The sequence below is a fragment of the uncultured Polaribacter sp. genome, from assembly GCF_947501385.1.
Lineage (GTDB): Bacteria > Bacteroidota > Bacteroidia > Flavobacteriales > Flavobacteriaceae > Polaribacter.
Genome location: NZ_CANMVP010000043.1, coordinates 1 through 20,637, shown reverse-complemented (window position 1 = coordinate 20,637; position 20,637 = coordinate 1). Strand labels below are relative to the sequence as shown.

Genomic DNA, 20,637 nt, shown 5'->3' with positions numbered 1-20,637 from the left:
ATATCTTGTCCTTCAAATTGTTCCATTATCCTAGTTTTATTGACTTAAATATACGGAAATTAAATGACTAACTCAATTTATTTATATCTTTGCTATAATGAAATTTTTAGCATTCATATTATCAATTTATATTTTAACTCTTAATTTAGCACCTTGCGAAGATTATGAAGCTGGAGCATTTAATGATGACATTGAACCAGAAATTTCACAAATATTTGATAATGACCATCAGCATCAAGATCAAGATTTAGATTTATGTTCGCCTTTTTGTATTTGTCAATGTTGTCATATCAGCACAATGAATTTCAAATTTGTAGATATAAAATTTAATATATTCTACATCTCTACACAAGACTTTTTCTACCAAAATGGAATAAAAAAAAGCTTCACTGCTTCAATTTTGCAACCTCCAAAAGTATAACTCAGTTTTTTTTAAGAATAACTACATCCTATTTTGAACCTTAATGGTTCTGTTCATTTCGAGTAATTTAATTTTATCTTGAATTACATCGAGAAGTTTAACTGAATTAATACAATTTTTATGCTTAATAAAATCATTAGGTATTCCATAACCCATAAATTGGTGATTGGTTTACTAACATTAGCGTTGATTATTACAGGAATCTATTCGCTAAAACAACTTCCAGTAGATGCTGTGCCAGATATTACTAACAATCAAGTGCAAGTCATTACAAATTCGCCAACGCTTGCTGCACAAGAAGTAGAACGCTTAATCACTTTCCCAATAGAATTAACGATGGCAACCATTCCACAAATTGATGAAATTCGTTCGTTTTCAAGGTTTGGTTTATCTGTAGTTACTATTGTTTTTGAAGAAAGTGTAGATGTGTATTGGGCGAGGCAACAAGTTAATGAACGTCTTGCAGATGCCCAATCTCAAATACCAAAAGGAATAGGTGAACCAGGTATTGCACCACTAACAACTGGGCTTGGAGAAATTTATCAATATGTAGTGACTACCAAACCCGGTTACGAAGATCAATACAATACTGTAGAATTAAGAACCATTCAAGATTGGGTAATTAAAAGGCAACTTTTAGGTACTAAAGGAGTTGCAGACGTAAGTAGTTTTGGTGGCTATTTAAAACAATTTGAGATAGCCGTGCGTCCAGAACGTTTAAACGCAATGAAGATTTCAATTTCAGAAATATTTAATGCTTTAGAAAAGAATAATCAAAATACTGGAGGTGCTTACATCGAAAAAAATGACAAAGCATTATTTATTAGGAGTGAAGGATTTGTAGCTTCCATAGAAGACATTGAAAATATTTTAGTAAAACAAACAGAAGACGGTATTCCTGTTTTAATTCGTGATGTTGCAAAAGTGCAAATTGGTTCAGCAATACGTTATGGAGCTACCACCAGAAATGGCGAAGGTGAAGTAGTAAGTGCTATTGTAATGATGTTAAAAGGAGCAAATTCTGCACAAGTCATATCAGATGTTAAAAATAAAATTGAAACGATAAGCAAAACACTTCCAGAAGGTGTTGTGATTGAACCTTTTTTAGACAGGACAAAATTGGTAAATAATGCAATTGGTACAGTAACCACAAATCTTGTAGAAGGTGCATTGATTGTTTTTTTTATTCTACTGTTATTATTGGGCAATTGGAGAGCAGGTTTAATTACGGCTTCTGTAATTCCGTTGGCATTATTATTTGCATTTTCTATGATGCACCTTTTTGGTGTTTCAGCTAATTTAATGAGCTTGGGTGCTATTGATTTTGGATTAATTGTAGATGGAGCCGTAATAATTGTGGAAGCTACTTTATTTCATTTAGCAGCATTAAAAATTAAACGGAAACTTACACAAAAAGAAATGGATGAAGAAGTATATCAATCTGCCAGCAAGATTAGAAATTCGGCAGCATTTGGAGAAATCATCATCTTAATTGTATATCTGCCAATTTTAGCTTTGGTGGGTACAGAAGGTAAAATGTTTGGACCAATGGCGCAAACCGTAAGTTTTGCGATACTTGGTGCGTTCTTCCTCTCCCTTACTTATATTCCTATGATGTCTGCATTGGTGTTAAGCAAAAAAACAGCTCACAAAGAAAATATTTCTGATAAAATAATGGCTTTTTTTTACAGAATTTACGAGCCAATTTTAAAAATTGCAATGCAAATTAGAATACTTGTAGTTTCATTAGCACTTATTTTATTTGTTATTTCTTTAGGTGTATATACCAAATTAGGTGGCGAATTTATTCCCACTTTAGAAGAAGGCGATTTTGCTGTGGAAACAAGAGTAATTACGGGTAGTTCACTTTCCAACACGATAAAAGCAACCACAAAAGCAGAAAAGATATTATTAGATAATTTTCCTGAAGTAGAGCAAGTGGTTTCTAAAATTGGTTCTGGAGAAATACCAACAGATCCAATGCCAGTTGAAGCTGCCGATTTAATGATTATTCTAAAAGATAAATCAGAATGGGTTTCTGCTTCCAACAGAGAAGAACTGGCAAACAAAATGGCAAAATCTTTAGAAGTTATTCCGGGCGTAACATTTGGTTTTCAACAACCGATACAAATGCGTTTTAATGAATTAATGACAGGTGTTCGACAAGATGTAGCAGTTAAAATTTATGGAGAAGATTTAGAACAATTATCAAAATATGCCAATCAAATAGGAAAAATAGCCGCTAATGTTGAAGGTGCAGTAGACATTTATATTGAAGAAGTTACTGGCATACCACAAATTGTAATTGATTATGACAGAGCTAAATTGGCAAAATATGGTTTAAATATTCAATCGGTTAATCATACCATTCAAGCTGCTTTTGCAGGTGCGTCCGCAGGTTTAGTATATGAAGGAGAAAAACAATTTGATTTAGTTGTCCGTTTAGAAGGAAACAATAGAACAAATCTTTCTGATGTTCAAAATCTTTATATTAACGGTGCAAATGGGCAACAAATACCGTTGCAACAAGTGGCGACTGTTTCTATAATTGATGGCCCTTATCAAATTCAACGAGATGATACACAACGACGCATAATTACCGCTTTCAATGTTCGAAATCGGGATGTAGAAAGTGTGGTGGAAGAAATTAGTAAAAAAATTGAAAGTCAGGTTAATTTAGCTCCAGGTTATAGCGTGAGTTATGGTGGTCAATTTGAAAATTTGGTAGAAGCAAATAAACGTTTATCTATTGCTGTACCAATGGCATTACTGCTAATTTTTATTTTATTGTATTTTACATTTGGTTCTATTAAACAAGGTGTTTTAATTTTTACTGCCATTCCTTTATCTGCAATTGGTGGTGTTTTTGCACTTTGGCTTCGAGATTTACCTTTTAGTATTTCTGCAGGAGTCGGATTTATTGCACTTTTTGGAGTTGCGGTACTAAATGGTATTGTATTAATTGCTGAATTTAATACACTTAAAAAGCAAGGTGTTTCTAATATTTTCGAGCGCATTTATCAAGGAACTAAAACCCGTTTACGTCCTGTTATTATGACGGCAACTGTTGCCTCTTTAGGATTTTTACCAATGGCATTGTCGCAAACTTCTGGTGCAGAAGTACAACGTCCTTTAGCTACTGTGGTAATTGGTGGTTTAATTACGGCTACTTTTTTAACATTAATCGTTTTACCAATTTTGTATTACTATTCAGAAACAAAACTAAAAATAAAACCGAATAAAACGAGTATTACAATGCTTTTATTCTTTATTGGAAGTGTATGTAGTATAAATGCACAAACCACATCCGAAGTAAAAGTATTTAACAATATTGAGGAAGTTATAGAAACTGCATTAGAGAACAACCCAAATATTAAAATATCAAAATTACAAACGGAACAAGAGCGAGCATTAAAAGGTGCGAGTTTTAATCTGCCAAAAACAGCATTTGATTTAAATTATGGGCAAACGAATAGTATTGTTGATAATGATACGCAGTTTAATATTAGTCAAACTTTTGCTTTTCCAACGCTTTATGTTAATCAAAATAAGCTATCAAAAGCGAAAATAAAAACGAGTGAAATTAATGAGAAAGTGATTAAAAACGAGTTAATCGCACAAATAAAATCGGTTTATTATGAGTTATGGTATCTTAAAAACAAACAAAAAGTTTTAGAACAGCAAGATAGTATTTATCAAAAATTCCAGTACGCAGCAAACCTACGTTTTAAAACAGGCGAAAGTAATGCATTGGAAAAAGCAACTGCAACTGCTGAATTAACAGACATTAAAATTGCGCTACAAAACAATATCTCACTGGTTAAAGCAACACAATTAAAGTTACAAAATTTATTGCTTTTAGATACATATGTAGATATTACCGTTGGTAATTTAGAAATGATTCCAAGTTTGTATTTAGAAAAAGTAACAGATACAATTTATGTTTCTAATAATCCTTTATTATCATTTTACAATTCAAAAATAGATGTTGCTGAAAAAGAACGTTCAGTACAATCTGCTAAAATGTTGCCAGATATTACTGTGGGTTATTTTAATCAATCTTTTAATGGAAACGGACAAACTACAAATGGTACGCCAACAGTGTATGATTCTGGAGACCGTTTTACAGGCGTAAAATTGGGTTTAAGTATTCCGCTATTTTTTAAATCTCATACTGCTAAAATTAAAGCAGCTAAATTTCATAAAATGGAAATAGAATCGCAATTAGAAGCAGTAACCAATTACACAAAATCACAATTACAAACAGCTTTAGAAACGTTAAAAAGAGATAAAGAAAACTTGATTTTTTATCGAATTAATGCGTTGCCGCAATCAAAATTATTATTAAAAAGTTCGCAAAGAGGTTTTGAAGAAGGCGAAATTAAGTATATAGAATATGTACAAGGTTTAAACAGAGCTTTAGCCATTCAAAATAAATATTTAACGTACATCAATCAATATAATCAAACCATCATTACAATTGAAAAATTGACAGCAAATAATTAAAAAGATGAAAAATATAGCATATAACATAGTATTATTTACGGTATTAATTTTAGTATTAGGATGTAAAAATCAACCTACAAAAGTGGTGGAACAAACTACTTCTAAAAATACCAATAATATTGAATTATCGGAAACACAGTTAAAACAAACTGAAATAAGAATTGGTAAAATTGAGAAACGCAAAATTGGTCACGAAATTTCAGTAAATGGAATGATAGATGTACCACCGCAAGGTAATATTTCGGTAACTGTGCCTTATGGTGGTTTTTTAAAACAAACCACAATGCTGCCAGGAACTAAACTCAAAAAAGGTCAAGTAATTGCTAGGGTAGAAAATCCTGAATTTATTGATTTTCAAAGAGCCTATTTAGAAACGTTAGCAAAAAATGACTATCTAAAAGCAGATTTTGAACGTCAGCAAACGTTAAATGAAGAAGAAGTAAGTTCGGCTAAAGTATTTCAAAAATCGAAGAGTAATTATTTGACGAATAAGGCAAATATGGAAGCATTAGAAAGTAAATTAAGATTGATTGGCATTCATCCTTCACGCGTAAAAAATGGAAAAATTTCTGCTGTTGTCAATATATATTCTCCAATAAATGGAATTGTAAGAGACGTTTATATAAATACAGGCAAATATTTTAATCCGCAAGATGTGTTAATGAATATTACAGATGCCTCTGATTTACACATAGAACTTAAAGTGTATGAAGACGATATTCCATTAATTAGAGTTGGTCAACGCATTCGTTTTAGACTTTCTAATGCACCTGAAAATTGGATGGAAGCTAACGTTTTTTTGATAGGAAATAATGTTCGTGATGATAGATCAATTACCATCCACGGACATTTAGAAGAAAAAAATGAAGCATTGTTGCCTGGAATGTTTGTTAATGCAAATATTGAAGTAGATACTTTAGAACAATTTGCTGTTCCAGAAGAAGCTATTGTTCGTTTTGAAGGAAAACATTATATTTTTATTTCTAAAGGAAATCGGAAAGAAGACAATCAAATAATGTCTGATTTTGAGATGCTTGAAGTAAATAAAGGAAATGAAGAAGAAAATTATGTGGCTGTTTCACTTGTAGATAATTCACTAAAAATGGAAGACTTAAGCATTGTTTTAAATGATGCTTTTACGCTTTTAGCAAAAGCAAAAAATAGCGAGGATGAAGGTGGTCATGGACATTAATTATATAAATATGAATGAAATAGAAAAGTTTTTTGCATCAAAAAAAATTAGAGTTACAGCAATGCGTTTACTGATTTATAAGTTTCTTGCAGAAAAAGAAGTAGCTGTAACATTAAGCGATATAGAAAATGCTTTTGAAAAAGCAGATAGAACCACTTTATATAGAACAATTAAAACCTTTGAAGAAAAAGCAATTGTACATCAAATAGACGACGGTACAGGGATTACTAAATATGCATTGTGTGAAAAGGGATGTAACTGTGAAATTGAAACTGATTTACACTTACATTTTCATTGTAACAATTGTAATAAAACAATTTGTTTAACTGATCATAAAATACCTCAAATCAAAGTCCCAGAAGGTTTTATTTCAGAAAATGTAAACTTGGTAGTAAAAGGTATTTGTGATAAATGTAGTGGACAATAATTGCACTTCCATTGCAAGCATTAGTATTATATGTTTACAGTCAAAAATAGGTAATAATGAAACTAAACCTTAAAATACCAAATTATTTAAAAGACGCTTTTAAGAGTGAACTTCATTTATATGAAATTGCTCTAACTAAAAGTGATTTTAAAAATGCTTGGTATCATTTAGAAAGAAGTCATATTATAGGTCAATCTTACCCAATCGAACACACCTATTCACACTGGTTAATGCTAAAGTTTGGTTTAAGACAAAAAAATACCAAAGAAGTATTTGGTCAAGTCATAAGGTTACTTGTTGGTGGTTGGAAATCATTTATAAATCACGTCCCACTTGGTAATACAGGAGGTGCAAATGTGCCACCATTAAAAACGATGCCAGTTCCTAATGATATTAAAATTTTATTCAATTCAAAATGAAAAAAAAGAAAGTTAATTTAAAAGATTTAAAGGCAAATACAGAAAAACAACATAATCACGATGATGGTCACAATCATAGTGGTCAATCTAACAATTATAAAGCTTATGTTCCAGCAATTATAAGTTTTACAATGTTAATTGTAGGTATAGCATTAGATTATTTCGATGTCGAATTTTTTAAAGATTGGATTCGCATTATTTGGTATGGCATCGCTTATTTGCCAGTTGGACTTCCTGTTGTAAAAGAAGGTTGGGAAAGTATTAAAAAAGGCGATGTGTTTACAGAGTTCTTTTTAATGTCCATAGCCACTATTGGAGCATTCATCATTGGCGAATATCCTGAAGGTGTTGCAGTCATGTTGTTTTACGCAGTTGGAGAATTATTCCAAAATGCAGCAGTAAACAGAGCAAAAGGAAATATAAAAGCCTTGCTTGATGTACGTCCTAATGAAGCTTTGGTTTATCGTAACAATGATTATGTATCTGTAAGTCCTGAAGCAGTTGAAATTGGAGAAAAAGTCCAAGTCCGTTTGGGAGAAAAAATTCCTTTAGATGGTATTTTGCTTTCCGAAAGGGGCACATTTAATACAGCAGCATTGACAGGCGAAAGCAAACCTGATACGATTGCAAAAGGCGAAAAAGTATTTGCAGGTAGTATTAATATGGATGGTGTTATAGAAATTGAAACTACCAAAGAATTTAAGGATAGTTCTATTGCCCGAATTCTCGATATGGTACAGAATGCCACAGCGCGAAAATCTAAAACCGAATTGTTCATCAGAAAATTTGCACGCATTTATACACCAATTGTTGTGTTTTTGGCTATTGCAGTTACATTTTTACCATACTTTTTTGTAGATGATTATGTGTTTAGAGATTGGTTGTATCGTGCCTTAATATTTTTGGTTATATCCTGTCCTTGTGCCTTGGTTATATCCATTCCTTTGGGTTATTTCGGCGGATTGGGGGCAGCTTCAAAAAATGGAATTTTATTTAAAGGAGCTTCATTCTTAGATGCAATGACCAAGATAAATACGTTGGTAATGGATAAGACAGGAACGGTAACGAAAGGTGTCTTTAAGATTAAGGAAATTAAAGCCATCAATTGGGATAAAAAAGAATTTATGAAATACCTGATGGCTATGGAAGAACAATCCACACATCCAATCGCAAAAGCCATTTTGGAATATAAAGATGAAGGCGCAGATTATGAGGCTTCCGAAGTATCCGAAATAGCAGGGAAAGGTTTAAAAGGTATTGTAAATGGTAAAACCGTTTTAGTTGGTAACAAAGCCTTAATGACTGCCAATAACATTAATGTTTTAGAGGAAACAGAAACTATTGTAGAATCGATTGTTTTGGTTGCTATTGATGACCAATTTGCAGGTTATGTTGTTATTGCAGATGAATTAAAGGAGGATGCAAAAGAAACGATTACTGCATTACATAAAGTTGGTGTCAAAAATATAATGATGCTCTCTGGCGATAAGGATTCCATCACTCAAAAAGTAGCTTCCGAATTAAATATCGAAATCGCTAAAGGCGGTTTATTACCTGAAGATAAATTGAATGAAGTTGAAATTTTAAAACAAAACCCTAATAATAAGATTGCTTTTATTGGTGATGGCATCAATGATGCGCCTGTTTTAGCAGCAAGTGATGTAGGCATTGCAATGGGTGGTTTAGGTAGTGATGTCGCAATTGAAACAGCAGATGTTATTATTCAAACTGACCAACCTTCAAAAGTAGTAAAAGCTATTCAAATTGGTCGCTCTACAAGAAAGATTGTATGGCAAAATATTGGATTGGCCTTCGGTGTAAAAGTAATTGTACTAATTTTAGGAGCAGGTGGTTTAGCTACAATGTGGGAAGCAGTTTTTGCAGATGTAGGTGTGGCGTTATTGGCGATATTGAATGCAGTTCGGTTGCAAAGAATGCGTTGGAGCTAAAGGTTAAATCTAACCTTCCATTTAGCACGGCATACATTTGCAACTACGGTCACGCTAAGCAATGGAGTTCCAATAGAGTCAGTAAGTAAAATGTTGGGACATACATCTTTAAAAACCACACAGCATTATGCAAAGGTTTTAGATAAAAAGGTAGGAGAAGATGAGAGTATTAAAAGAGAAATTTAGGGATAGAAATAGAGATGCTGTAGCATTAGGATATACAACTCTTAAAAGGTAAATAATAAAATCAATGCATTCAAAGTTTTACGAAGCTCAGAGAATCCAAAATTGACGTAAATGGCAAAGCTATCGAGAACTATATAGCTGCCACGGCTATTTAGAATCCCAATTGACATACTATAATTTTAGTAGTAATTCAAAAGATATGTAACGGCTAAGTGTCCAAAGCATGTCCTCAACTTGATTGGGGAAGCTTGCGGTCTGGACACGAAAGTGGAATATCTTTTAGAATTCAATAAAATTATAGGAAGTCTAGATTTTTGTTTCTTTTCATCGATGGAAAAGAAAAATAAAAAAAAGAAAATACAAACTTACGGTCAAAACAAGTAAAATAAAACTTCGGAGGAGAACTAGTTTCAGAAACTAACGGAATCTGAAAAATAAAATTCAAACATCTCAAAATAGAATGGGTAGCCACCGCCATAGCATCTGGCAGGCCTGCCTGTCCTGAGCTTGCCTGCCCTGAGCTTGTCGAAAGGTCGAAGGGTCGAAAGGGCTATCAAGAAAAGTATTAGAATAAAAAAATTAAAATAAATATCAATTTAAAATCTCACAGACAAGTATTAAAGATTTGGATTAAAAGTCAGAATTTAAACCGCCATAGGGTTTGCAGGCGAGCGTCAAATATTTGAAGGTTTCGTAAAAACAAATGCTGTCTGACGATGACTAAAAGGAAGAGGAGTTCATTTGTTTTAGAAATCAAAAATAAATTTGACCGCTGAAAACCCAAGGCTAGATTTTTTTGATACTTTTTTGATCAATGCAAAAAAGTATAGAATGAAAGAATAAAAGTGCGTCTTGGTTTTTGAATTATGTCATCTTGAGGCCTGAGATAAAAATTTATCAAAAAATTGTAATGACGTGATACAAATGCTTGTAAGCATGTCTGTTCGAGCATTTCGGAAACTTCGGAAGAGAACTATTAAGTGTTTTAAAATCAAATAATTAAACAAAAACGTCAATGGTAGCATTAATAAAATGAAAATACATTTTCATTGAAAGTAGCTAGCAAAGCTATCGAAAGATTATCAAGAAAAAGTATGAGAAAAAAAAACATGTCATTCCTATAAAGGCTGGCTAATTCGAGGAATCTCATAAATAAAAAAAGTATTAGAACTAAAAATAAATTTTTATTCTATGCGACCTTGCCCACTTCAAGTAGAAAACGAAAGGAATTTCACAAAAGTAAGTACCAATTGCCCCATGTTTTTATAAAACATGAGAGTAAAAATCTCACAACCATTCTTATAACTTAAAAGCTATTTTTTTAAATTAGTGAAACTCAATTTTTATTCCGTATTCGGAAGCGAAGCAATGAATTAAAAATTGCTAGCTGAACCTGCCTATGCCGGCAGGCAGGCTAATCCCGTTTTTTTTTAGCGGGATCTATGGGTTTTATTCCCCGATGCTCTGCGTCGAAATAAAAAAGAAATTTCTACTTGATACCTCGTGCCCTTGAGCCGAGGTTCATTAGTAAAAACAAAAAGCTTTGTGCCCTATCTTTTAATTTTTCTCTCAAAATAGAAAAAGCCTTCGACATTTGGTTTTCAACAGTGTTAACAGATACATTTCTATATTCAGCAATTTCAGTATACGTTAAACCATCACGTTTGCTCAATAAAAAAGTTTCTTTACACTTAGGTGGTAGCTGTTCAATTTCGTTTTCAATCATAACCTTAAGTCGTAACATATCCTTTGGGTCTTTGGTCTCATAAAAAGTATCCAATCCTTCAATATATTTCTTCTCTAAAGCAGAAACTGCAGTATGTTTTCTAAAGGAATCTACAAATTCATTATAAACAGATCTATAAAGATAGTTTTTAATAGAAATAGTGGCAGTTAGATTTTTACGTCGTTGCCATAACCTTACAATCACATTTTGTACAATATCTTCACTTTCAAAATTATCTCTGGCAAGGTTATTTGCATAAGCACAAAGTCGATCATAATACAGATCAACCAAGTAAGTATACGCAGATTCATCGCCTTTAATAAGGTGATCTACAATATTTTCTTCATTAAAAAAGTCTTTTTTCAAGAGATCAAGTGATGTTAATTGAAATACAAATGTAATTTTTTTTTTGATAAAAAATAGTGGGGTAATAATTTTGCTTCGTTATAAAGATATAAAAACATATCACAACAATGAGTAAAGATGTTAAAAAATTAATTGTAAAATTCATATCAAAAGAGGCCAATTTTGATGAATTGCAACAGTTAGAACTTTGGATTTCTAACCCCAAAAATGAAGCATTATTTTTAGAGTATATAAAAACAAATGCGTTTGTAAATATAGTGTTGAGTAAATATGATAAAGTAAAAGCAAAAGAAAATATCATCCGTCATATTAAGAAAGAAAAGGAAATGCTGTCAAGTAAGAATAAGCCTAAATGGAGTCAAAAGCTTAGATATGCAGCAGCAGCCTCTGTTGTATTAATTATAGCACTTACCATCTTTTTAAACAAAGGCGACAGCGAACCACAATTTACAGCACCCGTCATTGTCAACAATCAAATCCAAACTGGTACCAACAAGGCCAAACTCACCTTAGCCAACGGAGAAGAAATTCCCTTAATTAAAGGCGCTTCTTTCCAAAGTGTCAACGCCACCAGCAACGGAGAAGAAATCATTTACCAACCAGTAGCCAAAAGCCAAAAGCCAAAAGCCAAGAGCGGCATAGCCTACAACACCCTAACCATCCCGAGAGGAGGCCAATTTCAAATGACTTTAGCGGATGGCACCCAAGTATGGTTAAATTCAGAATCTCAAATCAAATACCCTGTGGCATTTCCAAAAAACCAAACACGACAAGTAGAATTAATATACGGAGAAGCCTATTTCGAGGTCTCACCAAGCACGAATCATAGAGGATCAAAATTTAAGGTAGTTCACAAAAAACAAGAAATTGAAGTTTTAGGTACTGAGTTCAACATCAAAGCCTATAAAGACGAAACCAATATGTATACCACATTGGTTGAAGGAAAAGTGAGGGTGCGAATTGAAAACGAAAATAAAATTCTAAAACCTGGTGAACAGTCTCAATTCAATACAGAATCAAAAATAATTCAAATTCGCGATGTGAATGTTTTAAGAGAGATTGCTTGGAAGGATGGAGTATTTAGTTTTAAAAATAAATCACTTAAAGAGATTATGGTGGTTCTATCTCGTTGGTATGATATGGAGGTACAGTTTGAAAACAAAGCACTTGAAGAAATTACTTTTAATGGTGGTTTGAAGAAAAAGCAAAGTATCATAGAAATTTTATCTGCGATCCGAAATATGAATAATATTACTTATGAAATAAAGAATAAAACCATTACGCTTAAGTAACTGTTGAAAAAGAAGAGAGATAAAATTTAATTAGTAGGTCATTTAGACAATAGAAGGAATATATATCAATAACTAAAATATCGAAACATTATGACATAAAAGTAAACAGAAGAAAATCTTGTCTAAGTAGATAAGATCTCGATATCCATCGAGCTTAGTTTGACAAAATATTTAAATGCAAAATATGTGCTAATAATTCACAGTCTCACTAAAAGAAAAAAGGAAAGAAGGCCTAATCTCTGACAATACAAACCTTCATTTCCTCATTTTGATGTATCAATTAATTTATTAACTAACACCTAGCAAATTTATGAAAATTAAATTAAAAATGTTGCCATTTCCAGCAGGAAAGAGGCTCTTAACTTTCATTATGAGAACATTTATTTTCTTATGTTGTACCGCCGTTTTTAGTTTCTCATCAGGTAATCTCCTGTCACAGAATGCTAAAGTTGTCATCAAAACCAACAAGACAGTTACAGTTGAAGAAGTTTTTGAGCTCATTAATCAACAAACTGACTATTCTTTTATATATAGATCTGATTTGTTTAAAGGCTTCCCAAAAGTACATCTTAAAAAGGGAAAAATACGGGCAAACATGCTTTTAAAACAGAGCATTGCAAGTAAAAATTTTAACTTTATTGTGACTAAAGAAAACACCATCCTTATTAAAGAAAAAACAAAAAACGACTACAAACTCCAAAGGAAAATTGAAGGGATCGTAAAAGATGAAGATGGCACACCCTTACTAGGAGCAACCGTACTTATAAAAGGTACTAATAAAGGTGTTATTACAGATTTTGATGGTAAATATACTATAGATGCAAATGTAGATCAAGTACTGGTATTTACTTATCAAGGGAAAAAAAAACAGGAAATAACAGTATCCAATACTACCATCATTAATGTTACGCTAATAGATAGTATAGAAGCTTTAGAAGAAGTAATTATTACAGGTTACTATTCACTCCCTAAAGAAAGAGCAACCGGGTCATTTAGCCATATTAAGGCAGATCAGTTAGAAAAAATCAATAGCGTAAGTATCAAAGATAAAATTGAAGGTCTTGTTCCTGGTTTATTATTTGAGCCAAACTACAGTGCCGATCAAGGACCAACTACAGATCGAAGCCGAGGCTTAGTGATTAGAGGTTCGAGTACATTAGGCAATAATGCGCCTTTAATTGTAATCAATGGCTTTCCCGTTATTTCTTCTAACGGTGTGGATCCTTGGTCTACTATAAACCCAAACGATGTTGAAAGTATAACTATTTTAAAAGATGCGGCCGCAGCTTCAATTTGGGGTGCACAGGCGGCAAATGGAGTTATTGTGATAATAACCAAATCAGGCAAATCAGCTCGTAAAGCACAAGTTGATATATCTTTAGAATACATTCTATTACCCAAACCTGATTTGTTTGAAATTCCTTTTGCTTCAAGCGCAGAATCTATTGAAATTTATAAATCACTATTTCTTGACACCAATTATAAGGATCAGTTAGCACAACCTTTTTTCAGAAATAGATATGAGTTTCCTAAGGTGATCGATGTAATTTTACAAATAAAAACAGGAGAAATTTCACAACAAGAAGGAGATAGACGCCTCAGTCAGCTATCTAAAATAGATGTTCGACGCGAGTTTTCTGATTTATTCCATAGAATGGAAACCAGTAATAGAATAAACGTTTCTTTTAATAAGGGTGATGACGATTATAGAATTCGTGCATCCCTTATGGCATTACTAAATGATAAATTTGCAAAGGGTGACGCGAACGAGCAACTCATAGGAAATATAACCAATACCTTCGAACCAGTTGACTGGTTTAGTGTTGATTTCGGAGTTAATTTTTCCATTCTCAAACAAGAAAAGAATGGAGTAGCTATTGGTGAATTAAGTAATATTCCACAAATGTCTAAAATTTTAGATGAAAATGGAGATTATATATCCATGATTAAAAATGATTATACAGACAGCTATTACGATGTGCCAACAGAAAGAAGGCAAAGTCTAGTCGATCAATACAACCTTCCGTACGATTGGGATTGGAATCTGAAACGTGATATAGATAATAAAGACATTACAGACAAAAAGAATGATCTTCGTTTAAATGCTAAAATTTCCTTTAAACCATTGAAAGATTTAAAAATCGATTTGTCTTATCAATACCAACAAAATACTTCTTTGTACAGTAATTATATGAATGAAGAGTCTTGGTATGTTAGAAATGCAGTCAATGAATTTGCGCGCCCTGACGGATCTTTTCCTATTCCTGCGGGTGGAATGTTGTATGAAAGACGCGCTAGTTTTACCTCAAATGACGGGAGGTTGCAGGCAAGTTTTGATAGAACTTTCGGTGACCATAGCATCAGAACCTTGGCGGGCTTTGAAATTAGAAAAAATTACTATGAAAGCCTGCCTTACGGATTCTATGGATATGACCCACAAGCATTGACCCAAATTACGGGATTGAATTTTCAAGATGAGATAAATCCAAGAATTACTGGAGAAAATGAGTGGAGAGGGAGTATTCCTCCGATTCCAACCATCCCTAAAACCAGTGTTACAATTCAAGGGAGAGACGACCGATTTATTTCGTACTATGGCAATGGAGTATATACCTATAAAAACAAATATGATCTTACAGGAAGTATTCGAATAGACAAGACAAATTTATTCGGTAGATCTCCCTCTTATAGAGACTTACCTCAATGGTCTGTCGGCTTAGGATGGACGGTGAACAGAGAATCTTTTTTTAATTCAAAAAGCATAGACAAATTACGCCTTCGAGCATCTTACGGGTGGAATGGTCACATTGATAAATCAGCAAGTCCGTATATTAATGGAAGACCCTGGGTGGACCCAGTGAATCAATTACAGTATGCGGCAGTATTGTCAACACCTAATCCAGGCTTAACTTGGGAGAAAACCAAAACATATAATCTAGGTGTAGATTTTTCGTTGTTTAATCGAAGAATTCAAGGGGAAGTAGAATATTATAGCAAACAATCTGAAGATGTTTTAACAGATATTGCGGTAAATCCAACATACGGGTTTTATTATGACGAGGCAACTTTAAACGCTGGAAGTATTTCAAATACTGGACTTGAAATTGACATCAATGCTTTAGTGATTGATAGCAGTGTCAAATGGAATTCTGCTATAAACTTTTCATACAACAAAAATGAAGTGCAAAATGTAAAGTCAACCAGCTCAAATATATTTTCTAGAACTAGTGGTTCGCAATTTAATCCTGTTGCTGGTCAACCTGTAGATTATTTAGCAGTAGCTGAATGGGCAGGGTATAATGATGACGGATTACCACAAGTATACTTGGATGGTGAAATTACCGATATTACAAATATTAGCTATAGTGGTGTAGATGTAGATAAACTATTCAAGTTTGTAGGACAGCGCTCTCCAAAATTCTTCGGCTCTTGGAACAATGCAATCTCTTTCAGTAATTTTGAATTTTCTGCAAGGCTACTATACAGTTTCGGTCATAAAATATTAAAAGATGCGCCACCAAGAAATTTGCTTTACAATTATCAAGGCTATAGGAATTTTGACACATTCAATACAAATTTACTCGTAAACAGATGGAGACCAGATACTGATAATGAAAATGCTTCTATGTATTCTTTAGATACTAAGGTAACCGGGTATACAACTACGTTAACCAATGATTATATAGCGCAATACAATACAAATAATGTTTTAGATGCGGGTCAAATTAGATTACAACAAGTAAGTTTAGCCTATAGAATTCCAAACGAATTCCTCGGTGGAATTCGCAGTGCAAAAATTCAGTTTCAAGCAAGAAACTTGGGGCCTATTTTTCTTAAAAATAAAGAAGGGGTTGATCCTTCCTTTCCTAAATACAGTTCTTCATTATATTCAGCATATTTTAATGTGATTAGAGATAGACCTGAATATTCCGTTGGATTATTCTTAAACCTTTAAACAAACTCAAACGATTAGATGATGAAAAAATTATTAATATTCATAGTATTGTCGACATGTTTGATTTCATGTAACGACTTTTTAGAAACCTTTCCAAAAGGACAGATTGTGGCCAAAACAACAAGCGATTTTAGATTGCTTTTAGATAATGCCGACACGAGATATACACATAACTTATCACAAACTTCTATATATATAGACGTGGTTTCTGATGATTCTCAAGTATCCTATGATACTTGGGTAGATTGGATTGACAAACGTACGCATGTAAAACAATTGTATGCTTTTGAAAAGGAAGTTTGGTTACCAGATGGAGCTAGCGGAGATGTGGTTTGGAAAAATGCCTATTATATTAGTACTTTAATCAGTAATATTTTAGATGAAATATATAGAGCTGATGACAATCTTCGCTTGCAAATGCAATTAACTGCAGAGGCTAGAGTGCACAGAGCCTATGCCTATCTTACGCTGGTAAATACGTACGCAAAGCATTATAATGCAGCTACAGCAGCAAGTGATCCTGGAGTGCCTTTGATTCAAAATCCAGTAGATCTTCCTAGTTTAGAAAGAGCAAGCGTTCAAAAAGTGTATGACTTTATTTTGGCAGATTTATTAGAATCAGTAGATGATTTGCCCGAAGAGGTATCACAACAATACAGTCACCGTCCAACAAAACCAGCGGCATATGCAATTTTGGCCAGAACCTATTTATATATGGGCAATTATGAGGAAGCAGCATTATACGCAGACAAAAGTTTAGCGATGCACCCTTTTTTATATGATTACAACACGATTTATACGGGCAATGCTAGTAGCGATAACCTGATAGGTATTTCACGTACAAATGATCAAGAAATGTTATTGCACAAAACAACCACGAAAGGAGCTCACTTAAGAGAATACATGCAACTAGATACCATAACTTTTAATACTCTATACAGTGATTATACGATTGTAGATACAACCACAACGCAAAACCGTGATTTAAGAAGGCCTTTATGGTTTAGCAACTTAAATGAAAATGGAAAACTATTAAGTGAAAGAGTAGCCTATGTTTTTTCAGATGCAAGTCACCGATATGCGGTAGACAATGATGGAAATGTGGATTATACATCTGTTGCCACGCCAGAAATGTATGTGACAAGAGCTGAAAGCAACGCACGTTTAGGAAAATTACAAGAGGCTATCAATGATATTAATGAGTTGCGAAAGCACCGTTTTAAAACAGGTTCATATACTGATGTAACTTTAACTGATTTGGAAAATAATCAACAAAAAGTAATAGAAGAAACTTTGTTAGAAAGAAGACGAGAATTGTATGGAAAAGACCTCAGATTATTCGATATAAAACGGTTGCAATTAGCTGTAGAACACAGTTTGGGTAGCGAAACAAAAAGCGTTCCAGCAAACGATCCTAAACTTATATGGCCAGTACATTATGAATACTTGAATCTAAACCCAGAAATAGGGCAAACACCACGTTAATTTGTTAAGAATTATAAAGACAGCATAAAACATGACAAGTAAAAACACTTTAAAACTTCTGATAGTCAAAAGTATACTAATACTCTTAGCTATAAGTTCGTGTACCGATAAAAAAGTAGCAGATACTAAAATTTATATAAAAGGAAAATTGAGTAATTACGATCAAGAGCAAGGTCTCATCAAATACGATGAATATGGATTGCTAAAAAAAACAAGAAAAAAGAACTTTGAGGTAGACAGCACAGGGCAATTTAGTTTTAGTATTGAAGTAGAAAAACCAATAAAAGCAACCCTTGATTTTGGTAGAGTAATGTTTAAAGGGAATGGGAATAACCGTTATATTTATGTATATCTTAAACCAGGGGATAGTATTGATATAAAAGCAGATATGGATGTATTATCTGGCAATGATATTATAAAAAATAGCTTACAACTTTCTGGCTCTGGTGCAGTAAATAGTTTATTTGTGAACCAAGAAGACTATACGTTTAATTCTTACGCACAACGTAGGCATAATAATTATCTTTTTATAGTAGAAAAAGATGCTGCAGCCTATATAAAAACGGTAGATAGTATCCGTAATCAAAAACTAGCCTATATAAAGGATTATCAAAGCAGGCAGCCTTTAAGTGATCAATTGGTAGAAATATCAAAAGATGAGTATCGTAATTTAGCAGTTATCAGGAAAATGAATTATCCTTCTAGCCATAAAAACTACACGAAAGGAAAAGCACCTATTTTGCCTAACAGCTATTATGATTTTGTACCCAACGTTAAAATTAGCAAAAATTTAGAAGAAAAAGGGTTGCCTTATCTTCGTTTTGTACATTATTTTATCACTAATAAACTTAAATTAGAAGAGAAAAAAGGGTACAATCAAGGGTTCTTAAATTTTGTAGATCAAGAGTTGACTGGAAGAACCAAATACATATACTTGGCATATTCTCTAGGGGTTGATTTTAAGGCAGAGGTTTACAATCAGTTTGATGAAGATGGTCCCTATGATGATTTAACCAAAATAGTAGCTGATAAATATGGGCATTTAGAAAAAATGTTACCCGGCAAACCTTCTCCAGTAGCTAATTTTTTAGGCATTGAAGACAAACTATTTACTTCAACCAATTTATTTAAAGAATCCTATACGTACATAGATTTATGGGCAACATGGTGTAAACCTTGTATTGCTGAATTTCCATATATTGAAAAATTAAAGAAACAATATAAAGATAAAAACATAGCATTTGTTAGTATTTCTATGGACAAAAATAAGTCAGATTGGGTAAATTATGTTAAAGATAAAAAGCTAGACGGAATTCAGTTATGGCTAGATAAAGAAAATAAAAAAATTATAGATGATGGGTATAATATCACTATGATTCCACGATTTGTTTTACTAGATCCCGCAGGAAAAATTGTGTCTGCAAATGCACCAAGACCTTCAGATGAAAAATTGATAAAATTGTTTGATGAATTAGATATTTAATTTGAAATAATTGGGTCTCTATCGTAGAGTTTATAATAGACTGCACATCTGCGCTATTTGGAAACTTTGATTTCTTAGGTTTAGCGAAGCTGAACTTATGTTTCTTGCAGGTCATTTTTCACTCGTTCCAATAAATTAACCTTTACAGAAATGACAGGAAGAATCTTATGATTTTTTGTAAGGATTTCATTATCAGTATAACAATCTAGAAGCAAATAAAGAAATACTCAATTTGTATAAATTTATGATGCAACTTCAAACCCTTTTTACAAATTAATTTTGTTCTAAATAAAATAAGAAAACACATTTCTTTAAGGGTTTTTAGTTTTAATGCGTCTTATACATGATTTTACCCCCACTAATGTCACAAGAATTTATTATGAATCCCAATTTAGTATCCTCCGGTGTGGTCAAAGACTCTTTTGATAGAAGAGAGAGTAATGCAATTAAAATGTTTGCTACATTCGCATTTCCACAATCAAAATATGCAGAGATGCTACATTTGCCACATGGGTTAAAAGGCTATTTCGATTTAGCACAAGCCAAAGTTTGTGCCGATGTACAAAACAAACCTATTTTCATTGAGTTTACAGGACAAGGTTGTGTGAATTATAGGGAAATGGAAACACGTGTGTGGAGCAATCCAAAAGTCTTAGAAATTTTAAAAAATGAGTATGTGTTGGTTGCCTTGTATGTCGATGAAAAACCAAATTACCAAAAGAAGATTGGTATATTTCAGAGTATGATAGCAAAACCAAAAAGAGCATAGGCAAGCAAAACACCGATTATCAAATTATCAAATTCACCAACAACGCACAATCATATTATGCAATCACAAGTCCCGATGGTAAAATATTAGTACCACTAAAGGCCTACGATTTAGAAGCAGAAAACTTTATTTATTTTTTAAAAAGTGGCATCAAAGAGTTTCATAAAATAAATTAAAATATAAAACCATGAAAATATATAACAAAAATCCCGTGTGATTACTATTAATTGTAACGACAGCTGACAGTTACCCCGTCATTCCGAAAGCTACTGAAATCAAAATGTTTTGATTGAAAGTAGCTAGCGAGGCTACCGACGAAGAATCTCATATTTATAAAAAAGAGATATGAATACAAGTTCAAAATAGCATATGATAGCCACCGCCATAGCATCTGACAATTACGTTGTCATTCCGGAGTTTATGCTGAGTGAAGACGAAGTGGTGGCAGGAATCCATAACCT

Annotated in this window: 12 protein-coding genes and 1 pseudogene; 12 read left to right on the top strand and 1 reads right to left on the bottom strand. The window is 32.9% G+C overall.

Features of this window, described 5'->3' with window-relative positions; translation table 11 throughout:
- The first annotated feature begins 97 nt into the window (after positions 1 to 97).
- The 7 genes and pseudogenes from Q0998_RS18395 to Q0998_RS18365 all read left to right on the top strand — a co-directional run.
- Positions 98 to 421 carry a DUF6660 family protein gene (locus tag Q0998_RS18395; RefSeq protein WP_299672592.1) on the top strand — a complete coding sequence of 108 codons (324 nt, stop codon included), beginning with the start codon at positions 98 to 100 and terminating at the stop codon, positions 419 to 421.
- Between the two features lie 120 nt (positions 422 to 541).
- Positions 542 to 4,927 carry a CusA/CzcA family heavy metal efflux RND transporter gene (locus tag Q0998_RS18390; protein WP_299672590.1) on the top strand — a complete coding sequence of 1,462 codons (4,386 nt, stop codon included), beginning with the start codon at positions 542 to 544 and terminating at the stop codon, positions 4,925 to 4,927.
- A 4-nt stretch (positions 4,928 to 4,931) separates the two neighbouring features.
- The gene (locus Q0998_RS18385; protein WP_299672587.1) at positions 4,932 to 6,119 is read left to right on the top strand and encodes an efflux RND transporter periplasmic adaptor subunit; all 1,188 of its coding nucleotides are present in this window, start codon (positions 4,932 to 4,934) and stop codon (positions 6,117 to 6,119) included.
- Positions 6,120 to 6,129: 10 nt separating this feature from the next.
- A complete protein-coding gene (locus tag Q0998_RS18380; RefSeq protein ID WP_299672584.1) occupies positions 6,130 to 6,546 on the top strand; it encodes a transcriptional repressor in 417 nt (138 codons plus the stop codon).
- A 56-nt stretch (positions 6,547 to 6,602) separates the two neighbouring features.
- On the top strand, positions 6,603 to 6,965 hold the full coding sequence (locus Q0998_RS18375; RefSeq protein WP_299672581.1) for a DUF3703 domain-containing protein: 363 nt from the start codon (positions 6,603 to 6,605) through the stop codon (positions 6,963 to 6,965).
- Positions 6,962 to 8,914 (top strand): heavy metal translocating P-type ATPase, encoded by a 1,953-nt coding sequence (locus Q0998_RS18370; RefSeq protein ID WP_299672578.1) that lies wholly within the window; start codon positions 6,962 to 6,964, stop codon positions 8,912 to 8,914. Before Q0998_RS18375 ends, Q0998_RS18370 begins: the two co-directional genes overlap by 4 nt.
- Positions 8,915 to 8,920: 6 nt before the next feature.
- Positions 8,921 to 9,100 (top strand): annotated as a pseudogene (locus Q0998_RS18365) (tyrosine-type recombinase/integrase); the annotation flags it as partial.
- A gap of 1,489 nt (positions 9,101 to 10,589) precedes the next feature.
- Here Q0998_RS18365 and Q0998_RS18360 read toward each other — a convergent pair.
- Positions 10,590 to 11,192: an RNA polymerase sigma factor gene (locus Q0998_RS18360; RefSeq protein ID WP_299672575.1), complete on the bottom strand. Its 603-nt coding sequence runs from the start codon at positions 11,190 to 11,192 to the stop codon at positions 10,590 to 10,592.
- 107 nt (positions 11,193 to 11,299) lie between these two features.
- Between Q0998_RS18360 and Q0998_RS18355 the strand changes: the two genes are divergently transcribed.
- The 5 genes from Q0998_RS18355 (at position 11,300) to Q0998_RS18335 (ending at position 20,176) form a co-directional block, all read left to right on the top strand.
- Positions 11,300 to 12,484, top strand: coding sequence for a FecR family protein (locus Q0998_RS18355; protein WP_299672572.1), 1,185 nt, complete (start codon positions 11,300 to 11,302; stop codon positions 12,482 to 12,484).
- A 310-nt stretch (positions 12,485 to 12,794) separates the two neighbouring features.
- Entirely contained in the window at positions 12,795 to 16,439 is a 3,645-nt protein-coding gene (locus Q0998_RS18350; RefSeq protein WP_299672569.1) for a SusC/RagA family TonB-linked outer membrane protein, read from the top strand.
- A gap of 18 nt (positions 16,440 to 16,457) precedes the next feature.
- Complete coding sequence (locus Q0998_RS18345; protein ID WP_366943680.1) at positions 16,458 to 17,924, top strand: RagB/SusD family nutrient uptake outer membrane protein; 1,467 nt, start codon at positions 16,458 to 16,460, stop codon at positions 17,922 to 17,924.
- A 31-nt stretch (positions 17,925 to 17,955) separates the two neighbouring features.
- Positions 17,956 to 19,407: a TlpA family protein disulfide reductase gene (locus Q0998_RS18340; RefSeq protein WP_299672562.1), complete on the top strand. Its 1,452-nt coding sequence runs from the start codon at positions 17,956 to 17,958 to the stop codon at positions 19,405 to 19,407.
- A gap of 379 nt (positions 19,408 to 19,786) precedes the next feature.
- Positions 19,787 to 20,176 carry a thioredoxin family protein gene (locus tag Q0998_RS18335; RefSeq protein ID WP_299672560.1) on the top strand — a complete coding sequence of 130 codons (390 nt, stop codon included), beginning with the start codon at positions 19,787 to 19,789 and terminating at the stop codon, positions 20,174 to 20,176.
- Positions 20,177 to 20,637: the final 461 nt, after the last annotated feature.